The sequence below is a fragment of the Ruminococcus sp. 1001713B170207_170306_F1 genome, from assembly GCF_015668065.1.
Classification (GTDB): domain Bacteria; phylum Bacillota; class Clostridia; order Lachnospirales; family Lachnospiraceae; genus Blautia_A; species Blautia_A faecis.
The window spans coordinates 55,019-74,287 of the sequence record NZ_JADPEX010000007.1 but is presented as its reverse complement, the minus strand read 5'-3'; the positions used below and the strand labels follow the sequence as shown (position 1 = coordinate 74,287).

The 19,269-nt window shown below is 44.6% G+C and carries 12 protein-coding genes; all 12 read right to left on the bottom strand.

What is annotated here, in order from left to right; all coding sequences use genetic code 11:
• Positions 1-4: 4 nt before the first annotated feature.
• On the bottom strand, positions 5-430 hold the full coding sequence (gene spoIIAB / locus I4V84_RS06435) for an anti-sigma F factor (RefSeq protein ID WP_118583239.1): 426 nt from the start codon (positions 428-430) through the stop codon (positions 5-7).
• Positions 430-774, bottom strand: a complete 345-nt coding sequence (locus I4V84_RS06430) for an STAS domain-containing protein (protein WP_173716393.1) — start codon at positions 772-774, stop codon at positions 430-432. The genes spoIIAB and I4V84_RS06430 overlap by 1 nt, the downstream gene beginning before the upstream one ends.
• A gap of 123 nt (positions 775-897) precedes the next feature.
• On the bottom strand, positions 898-2,262 hold the full coding sequence (locus I4V84_RS06425) for a hypothetical protein (RefSeq protein WP_173716392.1): 1,365 nt from the start codon (positions 2,260-2,262) through the stop codon (positions 898-900).
• Between the two features lie 15 nt (positions 2,263-2,277).
• Positions 2,278-2,430: a hypothetical protein gene (locus tag I4V84_RS06420; RefSeq protein ID WP_021925740.1), complete on the bottom strand. Its 153-nt coding sequence runs from the start codon at positions 2,428-2,430 to the stop codon at positions 2,278-2,280.
• Positions 2,431-2,497: 67 nt separating this feature from the next.
• Positions 2,498-3,790, bottom strand: coding sequence for a folylpolyglutamate synthase/dihydrofolate synthase family protein (locus I4V84_RS06415; protein ID WP_173735234.1), 1,293 nt, complete (start codon positions 3,788-3,790; stop codon positions 2,498-2,500).
• Positions 3,791-4,163: 373 nt separating this feature from the next.
• Positions 4,164-6,176: an LTA synthase family protein gene (locus I4V84_RS06410; protein ID WP_195991450.1), complete on the bottom strand. Its 2,013-nt coding sequence runs from the start codon at positions 6,174-6,176 to the stop codon at positions 4,164-4,166.
• A gap of 14 nt (positions 6,177-6,190) precedes the next feature.
• Positions 6,191-8,842, bottom strand: a complete 2,652-nt coding sequence (locus I4V84_RS06405; RefSeq protein ID WP_118583247.1) for a valine--tRNA ligase — start codon at positions 8,840-8,842, stop codon at positions 6,191-6,193.
• A 441-nt stretch (positions 8,843-9,283) separates the two neighbouring features.
• Positions 9,284-13,354 carry an FtsX-like permease family protein gene (locus I4V84_RS06400; protein ID WP_195991449.1) on the bottom strand — a complete coding sequence of 1,357 codons (4,071 nt, stop codon included), beginning with the start codon at positions 13,352-13,354 and terminating at the stop codon, positions 9,284-9,286.
• A gap of 7 nt (positions 13,355-13,361) precedes the next feature.
• Positions 13,362-14,078, bottom strand: coding sequence for an ABC transporter ATP-binding protein (locus I4V84_RS06395; protein WP_118583251.1), 717 nt, complete (start codon positions 14,076-14,078; stop codon positions 13,362-13,364).
• A gap of 253 nt (positions 14,079-14,331) precedes the next feature.
• On the bottom strand, positions 14,332-15,303 hold the full coding sequence (locus I4V84_RS06390) for a hypothetical protein (protein WP_226815465.1): 972 nt from the start codon (positions 15,301-15,303) through the stop codon (positions 14,332-14,334).
• A gap of 576 nt (positions 15,304-15,879) precedes the next feature.
• Positions 15,880-17,562 (bottom strand): GGDEF and EAL domain-containing protein, encoded by a 1,683-nt coding sequence (locus tag I4V84_RS06380; RefSeq protein ID WP_195991448.1) that lies wholly within the window; start codon positions 17,560-17,562, stop codon positions 15,880-15,882.
• A gap of 320 nt (positions 17,563-17,882) precedes the next feature.
• Positions 17,883-19,187: an O-acetylhomoserine aminocarboxypropyltransferase/cysteine synthase family protein gene (locus I4V84_RS06375; RefSeq protein ID WP_118583257.1), complete on the bottom strand. Its 1,305-nt coding sequence runs from the start codon at positions 19,185-19,187 to the stop codon at positions 17,883-17,885.
• Between the last annotated feature and the right edge of the window lie 82 nt (positions 19,188-19,269).

Here is a 19,269-nt window from a genome sequence, read left to right as displayed (position 1 = left end):
CTGATCAATTACCGATTTTTTTGCTCATATGCACACAGGTTCCTTTTCCAACCTGTGAGGTGACTTTAACCTCATCCATAAATGCTTCCATAAAAGTAAACCCCATTCCTGATCTGTCCTGATCAGCGCGGGTCGTATATAAGGGCTCCATTGCTTTTTCCACATCTGCAATTCCTATGCCATCATCCTCAATATCCAGATAAATTGTTCTCTCTTTTCTGACACACTTCATCCGTATCTTATGTACCTCTCCTTGATAGCCATGGATGATACAGTTGGTTACAGCCTCTGACACAGCCGTTTTCAAATCTGCTACTTCCTCCAGTGTGGGGTTCAGCTGGGTGCAAAATGCCGCGGCAGCTACCCTTGCCAACCCTTCATTCTCCGGACGGCTGTCAAAAATAATGGTCATTTCGTTGGAATTTCCCATCAGACTCCCCTCCCTTCCAGCTGCATCTCATTTTCTGTTCTTTCCAGTTCCAGAAATTTACTCACACCTGAAAGCCGCAGCAATTTTTCAATATATCCGTTTACATGACAGGCCTTCATGCAGCCAGAGCGCATCCCCAGAGCCCGGTATCTCCCCATGATCAAACCTACGCCCGAACTGTCCATAAAAACAGTATTTCCAAAGTCAAAACAAATGGTTCTGATATATATTTTTCCCATAATCCTGTCTGATTCTCTCCGGATCAGCTCAGAAGCCGGATGATCCAGTTCCTCAGGCAGTTTAATATTCAGACAGGTTCCCGTAGTTTCAAAAACAGGTTTCATAAATAAAATCCCCCTTTTTTACTCTATTTTGACCCTCTGCACAGAAAAAAGAAAAAGAGATGTGCAGGTCTATCCCGCACATCCCCGGTTCAGAGGTTTCTCATTATTGTAATTCAGAAATTTTTATTCATAATACTGAAAATCACCATTTTCATCATAATAGCCGTTTTCGTCGCTGTAATCAGAATATCCGGATTCATCATACCCACTGTCACCAGATGCATCATTGTAAGAACTGTCATAACCAGAGGAATCCGTTTCAGAACCATCTGTTGTATTGTCAGTTCCATCATTGCTTTCGGAATCAGAGGAATCTTCGCTGCCCTCAGACTTACTGTCTTCCGTGATTCCAGACACACCAGTAGCTGAACAGATGGTATTGTAAATTCCCATTACATCATCTCCCAGCTGATCTTCATAAACCTTCTGGATTTCCAATGCAGCTGCATCATACTCATTCTGTGTATACGCTGCATACGCATTCAGAAGTGCCTGATAACTGGTACTCTTCTTCTGCTCGGCATCAAGCTGCTGGGTGATTTCCTCTGCCACATCTCCGGATTCCTTCGCCTCACCCTGGGCTTTGGAAAGCTCCGCACCCTGGCTGACCAGAGACTCGCTGTACTTTACAATCTGTTGATTGGCTTCTCTGTAAATCCCCTGCTTGATAGCCGGAACTGCCAGAAACCAAAATGCAGCCGCACCTGCTGCCACACCCGCCATAAGTGTCACAAACAGTGAAATTCTGGAATTTTCCCTGTAAACTGCCGGCTGTACCACAGTACTTCTGGAAATCTCATCCGAACCTTCTGTCTTGCCCTTGGCACCAAAAAGTCCTTTTTTCTGTTTCTCAAGTCTGGTCGTTACACCAGTTCTCTCATCTACTTCACGAAGAAAACGTAATGTAGTTGTATTGGTCTTATCAATACGAGCCGCCTTTTTCAAGGTTCTTCTTGCCTTGCCCCAGTCATGATTCTTCATATAGATCAGCGCCAGCAGGTGATAGCCTTTGATCAGCTTGGTATTCTGGTTCAGAATTTTGCGAAGCTGAATAGCAGCCATATCCTCATGACCTTCCCTGCAAAGAGCCAGGGCATTATTATATTTTCTTATTGTCTCATTAATAGCATCCAGTTTATTCGAATTCGCCTGAAGACGATTAATATATTCATTCGCAATATTCCGGGTAGACTGCAGATTCTTACTGATCACCCACTCGCTAAGAGCAGCGACCACCTCTCCCATTTCAAAATACACAAGACCCAGAAGATTTCTCGCCTGGATATTTCTCTTGTTAAAGGTAAGGCTCTGCTTCAGACAGTTAACAGCTCCTGAAAGGTCCCGGATACTTGCCTTCTCCAAGCCCTGATTGTAATAAAGTTTGGATAGATACTCCACCTTTTTCTGGATCAGGACGTTGCACCCGCAATGAGGACAGTAATCCAGATCCTTATCAGCCAGGAACGCACCGCAATTCATACAGTTCATTAAGTATCTCCTATTCTATTTCATCCTGCGTCCGCTTTTGGACTCCCTGAGCATTTCCTGAAGAATGTCCAGAATATCCGTCAGCTCTCTATCGTAAATAGCCTCTTCCGCGTCTGTCACATCCAGACAGGGCTCAAATTTCTTCAGTTCCTCTTCGTAATCGATCATAAAATTCCTCCACAGACTCCTGAAAAATCAACCAGAAATCCCATGTTTTCTTTTTTCTGCAGACAATTTACTTTTTCAACAAGAGTGTCTTAATCTCTCCCACCAGGTAAAGAGAACCCACGCAGAACAGCATTCCGTCCTCTCCTTTGGCCTCGTGCGCCATATGAAAAGCTTCTTCAATATTATCAGAGTTTCCAACATCCTTACAGCCTTCTTTGCAAAAGATCTCTGCCAGCTCCGCAGACGGCACCTCACGGTATCCCCCAACCTCTGTGGTCACAACTTTACGGAATTTTATCCTACTGCAAATTGTATGGATCATATCCTGGTAATCCTTATCATTCACAGCAGAAAATAAAAGTGTCAGCGGATACTCCTTCTGAAACCGCTCTGCAGTCTCCACAAACCTGCGCACGCCATCCTCATTATGCGCACCATCCACGATCACGCCCGGCAAAATGGTCTCCATTCTGCCCTGCCATCTGGTATTTGCAATTCCTGCCTGCAGCTGTTCCATGGTCACCGGAATCCTGTCTTTCAGCACTTCCATAGTTGTAAGCGCCAGAGATGCGTTCATCACCTGATACCATGCAATAAAAGGAATATGGAACCTGGTATCCCCATAATAATCGTCCTCCAGGGAAAAATCAATGCCGTCTTTATTATTTCCCAGTACCTTTGCTCCAGCCTGAATTACTTTATAAGCCGGACTTCCAAGCTCCTTTGCCTTCGCAGCGATCACTTCTGCCGCATCCTTGTCATTTCCATCATAGATTACAGGAACTCCCGGAACAATGATTCCAGCCTTCTCCCCTGCAATCTCTCTTACCGTATTTCCCAAAAACTGCATATGATCCAGACTGATAGATGTGATCACGCAAGCCACAGGATTCTCTACCGCTGTAGTCGCATCCAGCCTTCCGCCAAGCCCGGTTTCCAAAGTCACATAGTCCACCCCTGCCTCTGCAAAGATCACCATTCCCATAAGAAACAGCATCTCAAAATAAGTAGGATGGTAACTACCTTCAGCCACAAGCTCGTCCGCCAGCACTTTCACTCTCTCAAAAGCTTTCAAAAAGGTGTCATCATCAATATTCACCTCATTGATCTGAAACCGCTCGTTGATCTTCACCAGATGGGGAGACGTAAACAGACCGCAGGAATACCCTGCCTCCCTGAGAATAGATGTGAGAAACGCACAGGTACTCCCCTTTCCATTCGTTCCCGCAACATGTATCACCTTAAACTTCTCCTGTGGATTCCCCAGTCTCCTCAAACATTCCTTCGTATGCTCCAGACTGTTCTTTTTGGTAAACTTCGGAGTCTCCTCAATATAAGCAACCGCTTCCTCGTAATTCATAATCTAAACCACCATTTATCTATCGTATTTCGTCCGTAACTTCTCATGCTCATAGTAAGCCTGGCAGAATACTGCCTTCTGAATCGTTACATTACTCTACCATTATATAATAGTCACACCAGAAGTCCACCCCTAATCGTAACTTTTTATCCGACAAACCTCGCACAGAAGAAATCAGAGAGGTTCCGAAAAAATCTCATACGGCAGAATTTGGGGTTAATAAAGGAGAGGACACAGTCTGAGCTCCAGCGGAGCAAATTTGTCCTCTCCTTTCTTCGGTTTCAGCAAAATTCTGATGTTTTTAATTTTTTTGGGCCGCACACCGCGCTCAGAGCAGACCTGATGAGACCAGGTGCCCAGCCGGGAAACGTTCCTATCGGGAATTCACCTTCCACTGACTATCATACAATGCATAAACCGCTCTGTCAAAGCTCTTACTAAGAGCCTTCCTCGTCGAACTGTTACTTCTCTGTACAACTGCCAGTCTGTCAAAATCCGACAGCTCCGTACCCGAGATCACCAGCATGTTCGGACTTACATATGCCGTATCATACCACTCCCCATTCAGCTTCACCTGACTGGACGGGGTGAAATTCGTGCCTTGGATATAATAAGTCCAATCTGTATCCGACACTAACCGAATGGAATCTAAGGTCACATCATAAAGTCCCATCCGCATCTTTGTTCTCTCAAAAGGATTTTCTCCTCCATAAGCATATCGCTGACCGTACAGCACATCATACTGCAGTGTCTCCAGATCGACCTGATAATTCTTGGTATTTCTTCTTGCCTGATGATATTTCATGATCGTACCCTCATGAATACCAACTCTGTCCAGAACCTCTGCTGCGATCTGATAAGAAGCCAGATTCTCATCCTTCTTGGTAAGTCCCATATTATCCCAGATTACATACTCCGTCTGGAAAAGATACTTATTTTTCAGATCTTCCACAGTCAGTCCCATAGTCGGCAGATGATCCCCATACATAACCAGGATCACATCCTCCGGATAGTCTGCCAAAGCATCTGTTAACTCTTTCACAAACTGATCCATCTCATGAATCTGATTCACATAGTACTCCCATTTACAATTCAGCTCATCCGTAGGAGAACCGGAAACTGTAATAGAAGGATTGTCCAGAATGGGCTCGCTTGGATAATCACCATGTCCCTGCACGGAAATGGTATACACATAATCCGGACTGTCAGTAGAATCCAGACACTTAATGATTTCATCCGTCAACACACTGTCTTTTACCCATCCAAGAGGATTCTGCAGGTTCTCATCTGCCATATACTCTTCAGAAGTAAAGGTGTCAAATCCCAGATTGGGGAAAACAGACCTTCTTCCATAGAAGTTGGCTTCATTATTATGTACCGCATGTGTAGAATACCCCAGATTTTTCAGAACATAGGGCACACTTTCGCAGGTAGTCTCCTTAAGAATACTCTTATAAGGATATTCACCTGGTCCAAAATAGTGAAGACTCATACCTGTAATGGTCTCAAATTCCGTATTTGCCGTACCAGCTCCAACAGAAGGAACCTTGTAATATCCGGAAGAATACTCTTTCATCAGCTTCCTGAAGTTCGGGATTGGATCTTCAGAAATATCCAGGTAATTTACCAGTGTCGGGTCAAAGAAAGACTCAAGCTGAAGGAACAGAATATTCGGTCTCTTTCCATCCTCCTTGGTCTTTGGAAGATTGGACTCTGTCTTCTCGATCCGGTTAATCTCATCCTCAGAATAATCCCTCGGCTCACTGATGCCTGTATTAAAAATAGTAGTCGCCAGACAATAAGGATAACCATAATCCTCATAAGCAAACGCAATATTGCCAAAATAATTAGACAAAACCCTTTTTTCAAGAGCCAGCTGTGTCACGCCTCCAAAAGCCACAAAACCAGCAATTACCAGCGGAATCACATACCGGTACTTAATCTTCTGCTCATACTTCGGTCCCTTGACCAGTAGGATCAAAAGCCCCAGCACCACAATTCCGATCAAAATACATCCGATCACCACACCATAAAACGGCAGATATTTCTGCATGATTGCAATACCATCCGTCAGCATATGCAGATCCGGTCCGGTAAATGGTGTAACACGGTTCATCAGAAGAATACAGTTTACGATTCCCAGAAACAGCCAGAAAACGGAAACCACAACTCTCCAAAAGCACCGCCTGTGAAACAGATAAACGATCAGCATTGTAGTAAAAATAAACATCGTATTATAAGCAAATACCAACGGTTTTCCCGTCATATAATCCCAGGCCTCCACTACAGAATGGCGGCACAGTGCCTCTATAAGGAAATAGAGCACTGTGCACCAGAGTGCCTGGAGAATCAGGGAAATCTTATTGCAAAATTTGCTCAGCTTCATGCAAAATCTCCTTTTTATCTCTTAAGCTGCTCAAGCTGTGTTTCAACCTTATCTTTCATCTCTTTGTACTTCGCAAGCTTCTCCTTCTCTGCATCAACCTTGGCAGCAGGAGCCTTATTTACGAAATTTGGATTATTCAGCATTCCCTCACAGCGGGCGATTTCCTTAGTCAGTCTCTCCTGCTCCTTTGTCAGTCTCTCAAGTTCTTTTTCCTTGTCAACAAGGTCTTCCAGAGGCATATAAACAACTGCATTGGAAACAACAACAGAAACTGCATCCTCACCGATACCAGTCTTATCCTGCTGAACATGGATTTCTTTTGCAAAAGCAAGATTTGCAAAGGATTTCTTGCTGTTCTCATACATCTGACAGATAGCAGCATCTTTTCCAACAATGATCAGATGTGTTTTTCTGTTCTGCGGAACATTCATGCTGGTTCTTGTGTTACGGATGCCACGGACAACTTCCTGGAAACTTCCGATTGCAAGCTCAGCCTCAGGAGAATTCCACTCGTCCTTATATACCGGCCAGTCAGAGATCATTATGGACTCTTCCTCCGGAAGCAGTGTGCAATAAATTTCCTCTGTGATAAATGGCATAAACGGATGAAGCAGCTTCAGTCCCTGGGTCAGCGCTGTGCGAAGTGTCCAGAGAGCCTCGTTTGCCGCCTTTGGATCCTCTTCTGCCTTCCACAGACGAACCTTGGCGATCTCAATGTACCAGTCGCAAAGCTCATCCCACAGGAAATCATAGATCTTCTGAACCGCAATACCCAGCTCATATTTTTCCATATTGTCGGTTACTTCTTTGATCACATTGTTCAGTCTGGAAAGGATCCATTTGTCCTCAGCGCAAAGAGAACCAATCTCCGGCTCCGTTACATCCTTTCCTTCCAGATTCATAAGAACGAAACGAGAAGCATTCCAGATCTTATTTGCAAAGTTACGGCTGGATTCTACACGCTCCCAGTAGAAACGCATATCGTTTCCAGGTGCATTACCAGTCATCAGAGTAAGACGAAGAGCATCTGCGCCGTACTTGTCGATTACTTCCAGCGGGTCAATACCATTTCCAAGGGATTTACTCATCTTGCGGCCCTGGGAATCTCTTACCAGACCATGGATCAGTACATGATGGAACGGTGTCTTGCCAGTCTGCTCAAGAGCAGAGAATACCATACGGATAACCCAGAAGAAAATAATGTCATATCCGGTTACCAGTACATCTGTTGGATAGAAGTACTCCAGTTCCGGTGTCTTATCCGGCCAGCCAAGTGTGGAGAATGGCCACAGAGCAGAGCTGAACCAGGTATCCAGCGTATCCTCGTCCTGATGAAGATGCGTACATCCGCATTTCGGACATTTTTCCGGCATTTCTCTTGCAACTACAGTCTCACCGCACTCATCGCAGTAGTAAGCCGGGATTCTGTGTCCCCACCACAGCTGACGGGAAATACACCAGTCACGGATGTTCTCCAGCCAGTGAAGGTAAGTCTTGTCAAAACGCTCCGGAACGAATTTCAGATCTCCATCCTCAAGAGTCTTGATAGCAGCTTTTGCCATTTCATCCATCTTTACAAACCACTGAGGCTTGATCATCGGCTCTACGGTTGCATGGCAGCGGTCATGAGTTCCAACGCTGTGATTGTGCGGAACAACCTTTACCAGAAGACCAAGCTTGTCCAGATCCTCTACCATGGCTTTTCTTGCTTCGTAACGATCCATGCCGGCGTATTTACCACCCAGCTCATTGATGGTAGCATCATCATTCATGATGTTAATTTCCGGAAGGTTGTGTCTCTTTCCAACCTCGAAATCGTTAGGGTCATGTGCCGGTGTGATCTTTACGCATCCGGTACCAAATTCTTTATCAACATACTCATCGGCAATAACCGGGATCTCTCTGTCTGTGAGAGGAAGCTTCAGCATTTTGCCAACAATGTCTTTGTAACGGTCATCATCCGGGTTTACTGCAACTGCAGTATCTCCAAGAAGTGTTTCCGGACGTGTTGTTGCGATTTCCACGAATTTTCCTTCTTCTCCAACAACCGGGTAATTGATGTGCCAGAAAAATCCGTCCTGATCCTCATGCTCAACCTCTGCATCGGAAATGGAAGTCTGGCATACCGGACACCAGTTGATAATACGGGAACCTTTGTAGATGTAGCCTTTTTCATATAACTTGATGAAGACTTCCTGTACGGCCTTGGAGCATCCCTCATCCATGGTGAAACGCTCTCGCTCCCAGTCTGCAGAAGCACCAAGCTTCTTCAGCTGGTTGATAATTTTTCCGCCGTACTCTTCTTTCCACTCCCAGGCATATTCCAGGAATTTCTCACGGCCGATTTCTGCCTTGTCGATGCCTTCTTTTTTCAGTTTCTCAGTAACCTTAACCTCTGTAGCAATAGCTGCATGGTCAGTTCCCGGCTGCCACAGTGCTTCGTAGCCCTGCATTCTCTTGAAACGGATGAGAATGTCCTGCATGGTCTCATCAAGTGCATGTCCCATATGCAGCTGTCCTGTTACGTTTGGCGGCGGCATAACAATGGTAAATGGTTTCTTATCCGGGTTTACTTTTGCATGAAAATATCCGTTGTCCATCCATTTCTGGTAAAGACGTTCCTCGATTCCTTTTGGATCGTAGGTCTTTGCAAGTTCTTTGCTCATAATTTTCCTCCTAAAAAAAGAGCCCCTCACACAATTGTGTGAAGGGCGAAATTAACGCGGTACCACCTTCATTATGTGCAAAATGCAAAGTACTGTTTCCCTGAATGTATTTACAGTCTTCGCTCTGTTGTACACATATCTCTTTCCTGTAACGCTGGAATTGCGTGAAAACTTACTGCAGATATCACTGCCTGTTCAGTTTCCCGGCTCAGAAGCTACCTTCAGTGAATGCGGATCTCGAAATGTCTTCCACCACAGTTATCCCTGGACATTTCTCTCTGGGAGGGCATTTACTTACTCCTCTTCTTCAACGCTTTTCGCTGCAGCGGTCTGATCTCCTTGTAAATAGCCGGAAAAAGCCGCCACTTTTATGGATATAACTATAATTGCATTCTTCCGGCTTGTCAAGCTAATTTAAAAATTTCACAATTACAATAATTTTTATTCCACACTCTTTAAGGATTCCACCATATCAATGGTTTTCAGCTTAAAATGCATCACCCCATTCACCACAATGGAAAATATACTTGTCAGAATTCCACTGTATAAAAAGCTCAACGGCTTAATATTACGTCCAAACATAACTGCATCCACCTCAACCGTAGTAATCACATACCTGTGAATGAGAATTCCAAACACTGCTCCAAACATAATTCCAAGCACTGTCAGGATCACGTTTTCCCGAAGCACATACTGAGAGACCTCTCCGTCATAGAATCCAAGCACCTTCAAAGTTGCCAGTTCCCTCTGTCTTTCTGTTATATTGATATTATTCAGATTATACAATACCACAAAAGCCAGCATTCCTGCGGAAACGATCAGCACCAGGATCACCGCATCCAGAGTGCTCAGCATACGGTCAACCTGTGATGCCAGACTACTGGTATAACTGATGCTGAGAGCACCAGGATTAGCAAGGATCCGGGTTCCTGCCATTTCCAGATCATCCTTGCAGTCTTCCTGCATAGTAAACACAATGTTCTCATACTCCGGCATTTCCCCGAACGTCTGCTCATAAACCCTGGGCGTCATATAAAGGTAATGGCTCATATAATTCTCTGTGATCACAGCCACCCTCACCTTATATTCCTTATCTCCCTTTTTCAGGGGAATCATATCCCCCACCTTTAATCCCAGCAGGGATGCTGTTTTCTCGGAAATAGCAGCACCTTCGTCGGTAAGCTCATATGTTTCCCCGGTAATACGGTTCTTTAAGGTTACATCCCTTGCAAACTCACTCAGGCTCTCTGGCACAAACAGATAAATACTGATGTTGGAGCTGCCTTTCGGAGCACTGATCTTCGTCATCTGTACCCGATTGCAATGGGCGATTTGCTCATTTTCCTTCATGTATTCAAACAGCTCTGCATGTTCTTCCTCTGTAGCATCGCTGTCCTCAATCACCATTCCGTCATAATGCTGAAGCTCCCGGTACTGAATAGCGGCAATATCACTGATGGAATCCTGAATCCCAAAGCCAACCAGCATCAGTCCCATGCTTCCTGCAATTCCAAAGACCGTCATGATCAGGCGCTTCTTGTAACGGAAAAGATTTCGAATTGTGGACTTCCAGGAAAAGCTTAAATGCTTCCATATAAATGTGAGCCGCTCCAGCAATACCCGCTTGCCCTCTTTCGGAGCCGGTGGGCGCATAAGAGAGGCCGGTGTCTCCTGCAGCTCCTTTCCACTTGCAAAAAGAGTCGCTCCAACTGTACATACAACAGAGGCTGTGGAAGCGATCAATGCGAAGCCAGGCTGATAATCAATGGAAATGGTATTTGCCACATTGTGATACATAATCCCATAAGCAGTTATAATAATGTATGGAATGATTTTCTCTCCGATCAGCATTCCCAGCACACTGCCAAGAAGAGTTGCAAAAAATGCATAACAGATATATTTTGCTGCAATAGCAGACTTCTTATATCCCAATGCCTTCAAGGTACCGATCTGGGTTCGCTGCTCCTCCACCATACGAGTCATAGTGGTAAGACTGATCAATGCCGCTACCAGGAAAAAGATGACCGGGAAAACCTGACCGATGTTTCGAAGACGGTCTGCATTATCACCGTAATCCGTATATTCCGGAAGCTCCTCCCTATCTGTGACCATCCACTCCGGCATTTCCAGATCTTCCAGTTCCTTTTTCGCATCATCCAGCTTCTGCTGATTCTCGGCAATCTCATCCTCCGCATCTTTTTTGGCGTCTTCGTACTCTTTCTTTCCATCTGCAAGGTCTTTCTCACCTTTTTTTAAGTCTTTAACCGCATCCTGAAGCTTTTTCTCATTGTCTGTAATCTCTTTTTCACCGTCTGCAAGCTTCTTCTCATTGTCTGCGATTTCTTTCTCACCATCGGCAAGCTTCGCCTCATTTTCTGCAATTTCTTGCTCTCCGGAAGTAAGCTTTGCCTCATTTTCCGCGATTTGCCGGGCACCGGAATTATACTGTTCCAGACCGGAAGCATACTGCGCTTCACTGTCATTCAGCTTTGCCACATTGGCATCCAATTCCGCCTGTCCGGCAGCCAGGGTCTCTGCATTGGAATCAATTTCTTTCTGGGCTTTATTCAGTTTTTTCTTTGCTGCCTTTAACTGCTTCTGACCTTTTTCCAGTTCCTGTTCCCCTGCCTCTATCTCAGCTTTCGAAGCAGCAAGAGTATTCTCCTGTTCCTGAATCTGAATCCATCCGGCGTCAATCTCTGCCTGACCTGCTGTTATCTGTTCCCGTCCAGCATTCAGCTCGCTTTCTTTCTGAGAAAGCTGGGAAAGTCCATCCTCGACTGCTGCAAGCCCGCTTTCCAACTCACTTCTGGTCGCTGCAAGCTGCTGCCGCTGACTCTCAATCTGCGCTTCACTTGCCTGAATCTGCTGGCTTACCGCCGCCTCCTGTTCTTCCAGTGCAGACACCTGAGCTGCCAGAATATCTATTTCCTCCTGGGAAGCATCCGGATTTTCCAGTGCTGCGTTGTAACTTGCGCGTACTATCTCAAGCTGACTCTGCAGCTCCGTCAGCTGAGCTTTTGCACTTTCCAAAGCACTTATTCCATCCTGAAGCTGTGCTTCTCCTGCTGATACCTGGGAAAGTCCATCTGTAATCTGCTGCTTCTGGGCATTTAACTGGGTTCTGGTACTTTCGATCTGCTGCTGTCCGGCAATGATCTCCGCTTTTGACTGATCCAGTTCACTTTGCTTTGTTGTCAAAGTCTGCTTTGCGGCTTCTAACTGCTGCTCGCCTGCCTCAATCTGGGCTTTTCCATCTGCAAGTTTCGCTTTATTTTCATCTAAAGTCTTCTGATTTTCCTCTAATTCTGCCAGACCACTGGTTACCTGCTTCTGCGCGGAATCAAGCTGAGCCTGTCCGTCAGCAAGCTGGGCTTTTGCTGCATTTACCTGACTCCATCCATCATCCAGCTGGCTTCTGGCAGTGTCAAGCTGGCTTTTGCTGGAGGAAAGCTGACTCCTGGCAGATTCCAGCTGACTTTTTCCATCAGCAAGCTGCGCTTTTGCATCTTCTAACTGTTTTTTCCCATCAGCAAGCTCTGTCTTCGCATCTTCCAGCTGTTTTTTTCCATCGGCAAGCTCTGTTTTTGCGTCTTCTAACTGGGATTTTCCATCTTCATACTCTTTCCTGCCGTCTTCTAAATCCTTTTCACCTTTATCCAGTTCTTCTTTTGCGTCAGCAAGCTTTTCATCTGCCTCTTTTTTCCCATCGTCCAGCTTCTTCTGGGCATCATCGATTTCCTCCTGTGCATCTGCCTTCACAGCTGCAAGGCGGATCTGACAGCGATCATCCGCTATGTTTTCAACACGGCCTTTGATCTTGGCGATCAGATTCTCATAACCGTCTGTATAACTTGTAAGACCCTTTGCCCCATGAACGGTCACATAAATCTGCGTATAAATTTTCTGGTCAAAATCTTCTGGAAGCACATATCCAAATCCATTGACTTCACCAGTTCCAAGGGTAGTATTTCCTCTATTAAAGGAAATATAAAGAGGACTTCTTCCAGTTCCCACTACCGTATATTCTGTGGTCACAAGAAGGGTGGAATCTCCATCTTCACGTAAAGCAACCTTATCTCCTACCTTATATTCATTGGCAGAGGCAAATGTGCTATCCAGAAAAATCTCTCCACTTTTTTCCGGAAGGCGTCCCTCCTGCACATCCAGTTTATTCACTGTGTCATTTATGGATTCAATGTGAAGAACCTTCTGCTTCTGGCCTTCTCCGCACATCACATCGGCAGACCAGGCACCTTCTGCGGACTCGATGCCATCTATACTTTCTATGGAAGAAACATCATCAGATGTCAGGCCCATTGTGCCCACAACCTTGATATCCATCAGGCTGCTTTCATCATAATAGGCATCCCCGGAATAGCGCATATCCGGCGAGGAAGCCTGAATACCGGAAAAGAAGGCCACTCCAAGAGCCACGATCAGAAGAATGGAGATAAACCTGGATTTGCTTTTTCGGATCTCCATCCAGAATTCTTTTCTTAATGCTTTCATCTCTCACCTACCACTCAATTTCTTCTACCGGGGTTGGGTGGGCATTCAAAGTCATCTGTGCCACCTTGCCGTTCTTTATTTTAATCACGCGATCTGCCATAGGCGTCAATGCAGAGTTATGAGTGATAACCACTACTGTCATCCCCTTCTGGCGGCACATATCCTGTAAAAGCTTGAGAATCGCCTTACCAGTCTGGTAATCCAGAGCGCCTGTTGGCTCATCACAAAGGAGCATCTTCGGATTCTTAGCAAGAGCTCTTGCAATGGAAACTCTCTGCTGTTCACCACCTGATAACTGGGCAGGAAAATTTCCAAGTCTGTCTTTCAGCCCCACCTCTTCCAAAACAGTTTTCGGATCCATGGGGTTCTTACAGATCTGTCCTGCCAGTTCTACGTTTTCCAAGGCTGTCAGATTGGGAACCAGATTATAAAACTGAAAAACAAATCCAATATCGTCCCTGCGGTAGCTGGTGAGCTGGCGGTTATTGTATTTCGCTATATTCCTTCCATCTACCCAGATCTGACCGCTGGTGGCAGTATCCATTCCGCCCAGAATATTCAGAACCGTAGTCTTGCCAGCACCACTGGGCCCTACGATCACGGCAAACTCGCCTTTAGCTATGTTAAAGCTGATCTCATCTACCGCGATTATTTTTACTTCTTTCGTTCCATAAATCTTAGAAACCTTTTCAAGGTGAATATAGTTTTCTGTGGTACCCTGCAATTTATCACACTCCTGTTTTTCAAATATATTTTAATTTTAGTATAGCATTGCAGGTTTTTTTGTTCAATCAGAGAAAGTATGAAATTTCTATAAAGATAACTATACGTTACTGGTCACGGAGTAAACAGTAACAACTATACCAATCGCGTAGGATATGAATTCAAGTGTGCAGTTATAAAAATTATAGTTATTTCAAAAACAGCCTCTGACTTTCCCAGTAAAAAAGTCAGAGGCTGTTTTTCTTTCCTGCTCATCAATTGCAGAATATATAATTACAATCTGCATATCCGTATTTCATAAGGCGTGGAGAATATACATACCAGTATTTATCTGAACTGGAATCAATTACTACCACAGTATCACCGGTATTCAGTTCACCAATCTCATTTGCCGCATCATATCCCATAGCGGATCGAAGAGCCAGATATCCGGTAGGCACTTTTACATACAAGGTAGCATATGCATTTCCACCCACCAGATAATCTTTGTTTACAAATCCATTGGTATCATATTTCGGGGAATACACATACCAGTACTGGGAATCACTTGTGTCCAGAAGCTGTACGGTATCGCCGGAATATAATTCCCCGATTTCATTGGAAGCATCATATGCCTTCATATTGCGAAGTGCCAGATAGCCCTTGGCTACACTGACCGTTCTTACTTCGCCAAAATAGCTGGAATCTGTATCCAGTCCCTCTTCTCTGTACAGGTACTCCTGGTTCACATATCCATAGCCGTCCAGTTTCGGGGAATACACATACCAGTACTGAGAATTGCTACTGTCGGAAACCCAGACGGTATCTCCCGAATAGAGCTCACCGATTTCATTAGATGCATCATATTCCGGTGCATTGCGAAGAGCCAGATATCCGGTGGAAACGCTTACGGTCCACATTGTATTATAGGAAGATACGGAAGATGTCACAGAATCCAGATAATCATTATTCACATATCCGAAATCGTCATACTTAGGAGAGTATACATACCAGTAACCAGTGGCGCCAGTATAATCCAGTACCTCCACCAGATCACCACTGTAAAGTTCTCCGATCTCATTACCGCTATTATAGGATGTATCTGTCCGCAAAGCCAGATATCCAGTAACAACATTCACACGGTAAGTATTACAGGAAGCCTCTGCCTCCTGCGTAGTTCCGGGAACTGAAAATGCAAGGGCTGCAGCTGCAAGAACAGGTATGCAAATCTTCTTCATTTTCGTCATAGAAAAATCCCCCTTCATATAGTCGTTGCTGTCCACCCCATGACCAGCAACATACAATTTTCTGAAAAAACACTTTTTTCATGTATTTATATATGAAAATTATAACGGATTAACCATGGCTTTTCAACTCCGTTTTTCTTATTATACACCACCTGACTCTGTTTTTTGTAATGCTTCATTTCCATCTTCTGTGCCATAATTGCGCAGCATAAAACTGTCCTCTACAGCTTCTTTCATATTGGTAGCGTCTGCATAATTATTATTCAGGATCAGCTTATCTAAACCATAGCAGGTCTGCCCTTTAATGTAATGATCAAATTACAGTTTAAAGCTATACCGATCTGTATCGGGGGCACTTGCAATAGACGAAAGACTAGTACATCGCTTCGTAAATAACTATACCAATCACGTAGGATGTGGATTCGAGTGTGCAGGTATAAAAACGTAGGCGTAGCGGGCTACGCCGAGGCTTTTATACCTGTGCAATCGGATTCACAGACAAGTGAGTGGTATAGTTATTTCGAAAACGATGTACTAGTATTTCCCTTAGAGCGTATAAAAAAGCGCTTATCAGAATTATTTTTTCAGACAACCGTAGCTGCCTGTCTTATCTTTCCCATTGAAATATTTCTTCGAAAATTCCTCCGCTGGACAGGGTTTGGAATAATAGTATCCCTGAAGCAATTCCGGCTTATAAGTCTGGACAACGGAAAGGATTTCCTCATTCTCCACACCTTCCACACAAACCTTTATTCTGGTCTGCTTACTCAGATTCATAATATATTCCAGAATCGCCTGATCCATCTCATCATCCTGAATGGAACTGACAAAAGTATGATCAATCTTGATCCACTGCGGTTTCAGCTTGCGAAGCAATGCAATGGAAGAGTACTCCGTGCCGAAATCATCCAGTGCCATATTGATCCCCATATTTTTAAAATATTCAAAATCATCCCGAAGACCGTTGGGATCCGATACCTTACAGCTCTCTGTAAGCTCCAGGATCAGCTGCTTCTCCGGTGTGCCGGATTCTTCCACGATCCGTGTCACCATTTCCTTGAAACCTTCCTGAAGTATCTGGATATAAGAAACATTCACGGAAATTACAAAATCAGAATTCTCCATGCGCCACAGTGCCGCCTGGGCAAGTGCCTTATTCAAAAGCCACTCTCCCACCTGTCGGATGGTTCCGTCTTCCTCCAGGATCGGAATAAATTCCATTGGGGAAACCAGCGTTCCATCCGGCAGATAAAAACGCATCAGAGTCTCAGCACCATAAACCTCCTGAGTCTCTCCGTTCACCAGAGGCTGGTATACCAGCGCAAACCCTCTGCAATTATTGGCAACAGACTCACGGAGCACTTCCTGCAGTCGGAATTTCTCCACCGTTTTTCTGTGCATTTGTCCGGAAAACTGCGCAATGCTGCCACGTCCCACTTTCTTCGCCTGCTCAAGGGCGTATTCCACATTTGCATGCAAAGTCTCGAAATCCTCTGCATCCTGCGGAAAAAAGGCCACTCCGCATGAAATCGTCAACTGGATCTCCAGATTCATCTCCCTGGGGACTTCCACTGAAAACTTCTGCATTTCCTGGTAGATCCGGTCAAGTGCATGCTCGGATTTCTCAGTGGTAATACAATAGAATTTACCTCCTGGTCCCCGATAAGAAATAACGCCTTCCAGGCTCTGACATTTCTGTCCCAGACGCTGCAGAACCTCATCTCCTACCAGATACCCAAGAATATCATTGATTCTCTGAAGTCTGTCCACATCAAAAAGAAGAACAGCACCTTCCATTCCATGACTGATAAATGCCGGAAGCTGCTTCTTCAGCTCATGAAACGTATATAAACCAGTGGGCTGGTCAAACTTGGCATTCACACCAAGATTCATCATCGTGCCAACAAAAAGGCCAAGGCTTCCATCCGCATTCCGCTCCACAATTCCCTGGCACCTTACCCATACATATTTCCCATATTTATTTAAAGCCCGGTATTCACAATTATGCCGGTTGCTTTTCCCCTCAAAAATACGGCCGATATCCTCCAGAAAAATATGCTGGTCTGCAGGATGAATATGCTGTACCCATTCCTTCGCCGTATTCTCTATAAATTCTCCCGGCAGATTGAAGTAATCCACACTTGGCTTAGACCATCTGGAAAAATCGCGTTCCAGATCTGCTATATAAATGTACATATTATCTGAAGTCTGAGACAGAGCATCAAATATATGGCTGTCAAGATTAGAGATATCTATCACACAAAATCACTGCCTTCCCTTTTCCCCTAATACGTCAATATTTTACCATACTTTGCACAATTCTGTCTACAGATTTTGACAATTCTGCACATAAAATGTTAATAAAGTATAAAAAGAAGAATAAATAATACAAACATTTTTATGATAATCTGTAATCATTCCGCAGGCGCCAGAGCCTGTCTGAAAAATCATTCCCGCAATCTGCACGCCCCACTTTGCAATATATTTTGCCGAATTCGACTGTTGTAGCCTAAAAAAGGTACCATATCTCCCATTTCAGGAAATACAGTACCTTTTACAGAAATGAATTTATTTTTTAATTACTTTACTGCCTCGAATGCTGCGTCCAGAGCCGCGATCAGGTCTTCCACTTTCTCAATACCGATGGAAAGACGGATTGTGTTTGGTTTGATGCCCTGGTCAAGAAGCTCTTCCTCTGTGCACTGGCTGTGTGTGGTTGTTGCAGGATGGATCACAAGGGATTTTACATCTGCAACATTTGCAAGCAATGAGAAGATTGCAAGGTTATCAATAAACTTCTGAGCGGTCTGTGCATCACCCTTGATCTCAAATGTAAAGATGGAACCGCCGCCGTTTGGAAGGTATTTCTTATAAAGATAATGACTTGGCTCACTCTCCAGTGATGGATGATGAACAGCTTCTACCTGTGGATGTTTAGACAGGTAATCTACGATTTTCAGGGCGTTGCTTACGTGACGCTCCACTCTTAAGGAAAGAGTTTCCAGTCCCTGTAAGAACAAAAATGCATGGAATGGAGAAAGGGTAGCTCCTGTGTCACGAAGGATGATTGCACGAATATAAGTTACAAATGCTGCCGGAGCGGTTGCCTCTGCAAAGGAAATTCCATGATAGCTTGGGTTCGGCTCAGAAATCCACGGGAATTTGCCGGATGCTTTCCAGTCGAAGTTGCCGCTGTCTACGATCACGCCACCGATTGCAGTTCCATGGCCTCCGATGAATTTGGTTGCGGAATGAACGACGATATCTGCACCATACTCAATCGGGCGAACCAGGTAAGGAGTTGCAAATGTAGAATCAACTACAAGAGGAATGTTATGTTTGTGCGCAATTTTTGCAACTTCTTCAATATCAATCAGGTTGGAGTTCGGATTTCCAAGGGTCTCAATAAAGATTGCTTTTGTGTTTTCCTGGATTGCAGCTTCGAAAGAGCCTTCTGCATCCGGATCTACAAATGTTGCGGTGATGCCGCTGGTCTGCGGAAGAGTATGTGCCAGAAGGTTGTATGTTCCGCCGTAGATGGTCTTGGAAGCTACAATGTGCTCACCTGTTTTTGCAAGTGCCTGGAATGTATAATTGATAGCTGCTGCACCGGAAGCAACTGCAAGCGCTGCAACTCCACCTTCAAGAGCAGCAATTCTCTGCTCGAAAACATCCTCTGTAGGGTTGGTAAGTCTTCCATAAATATTTCCGGCATCGCGAAGTCCGAAACGGTCAGCTGCATGCTGTGAGTTATGGAATACATAAGATGTAGAAGCGTAGATTGGAACAGCTCTTGCATCTGTTACTGGATCTGCTTTCTCCTGTCCAATATGTAACTGTTTTGTTTCAAATCCCCAGTTTTTAGAATCTCTGATATCTGCCATTTTTCTTTCCTCCGTATGTTTACTATTTTTCATCATTTTTTGTTAATGTTAGTTTTGTTATTGTTTTTGATGTTTTTCTTTG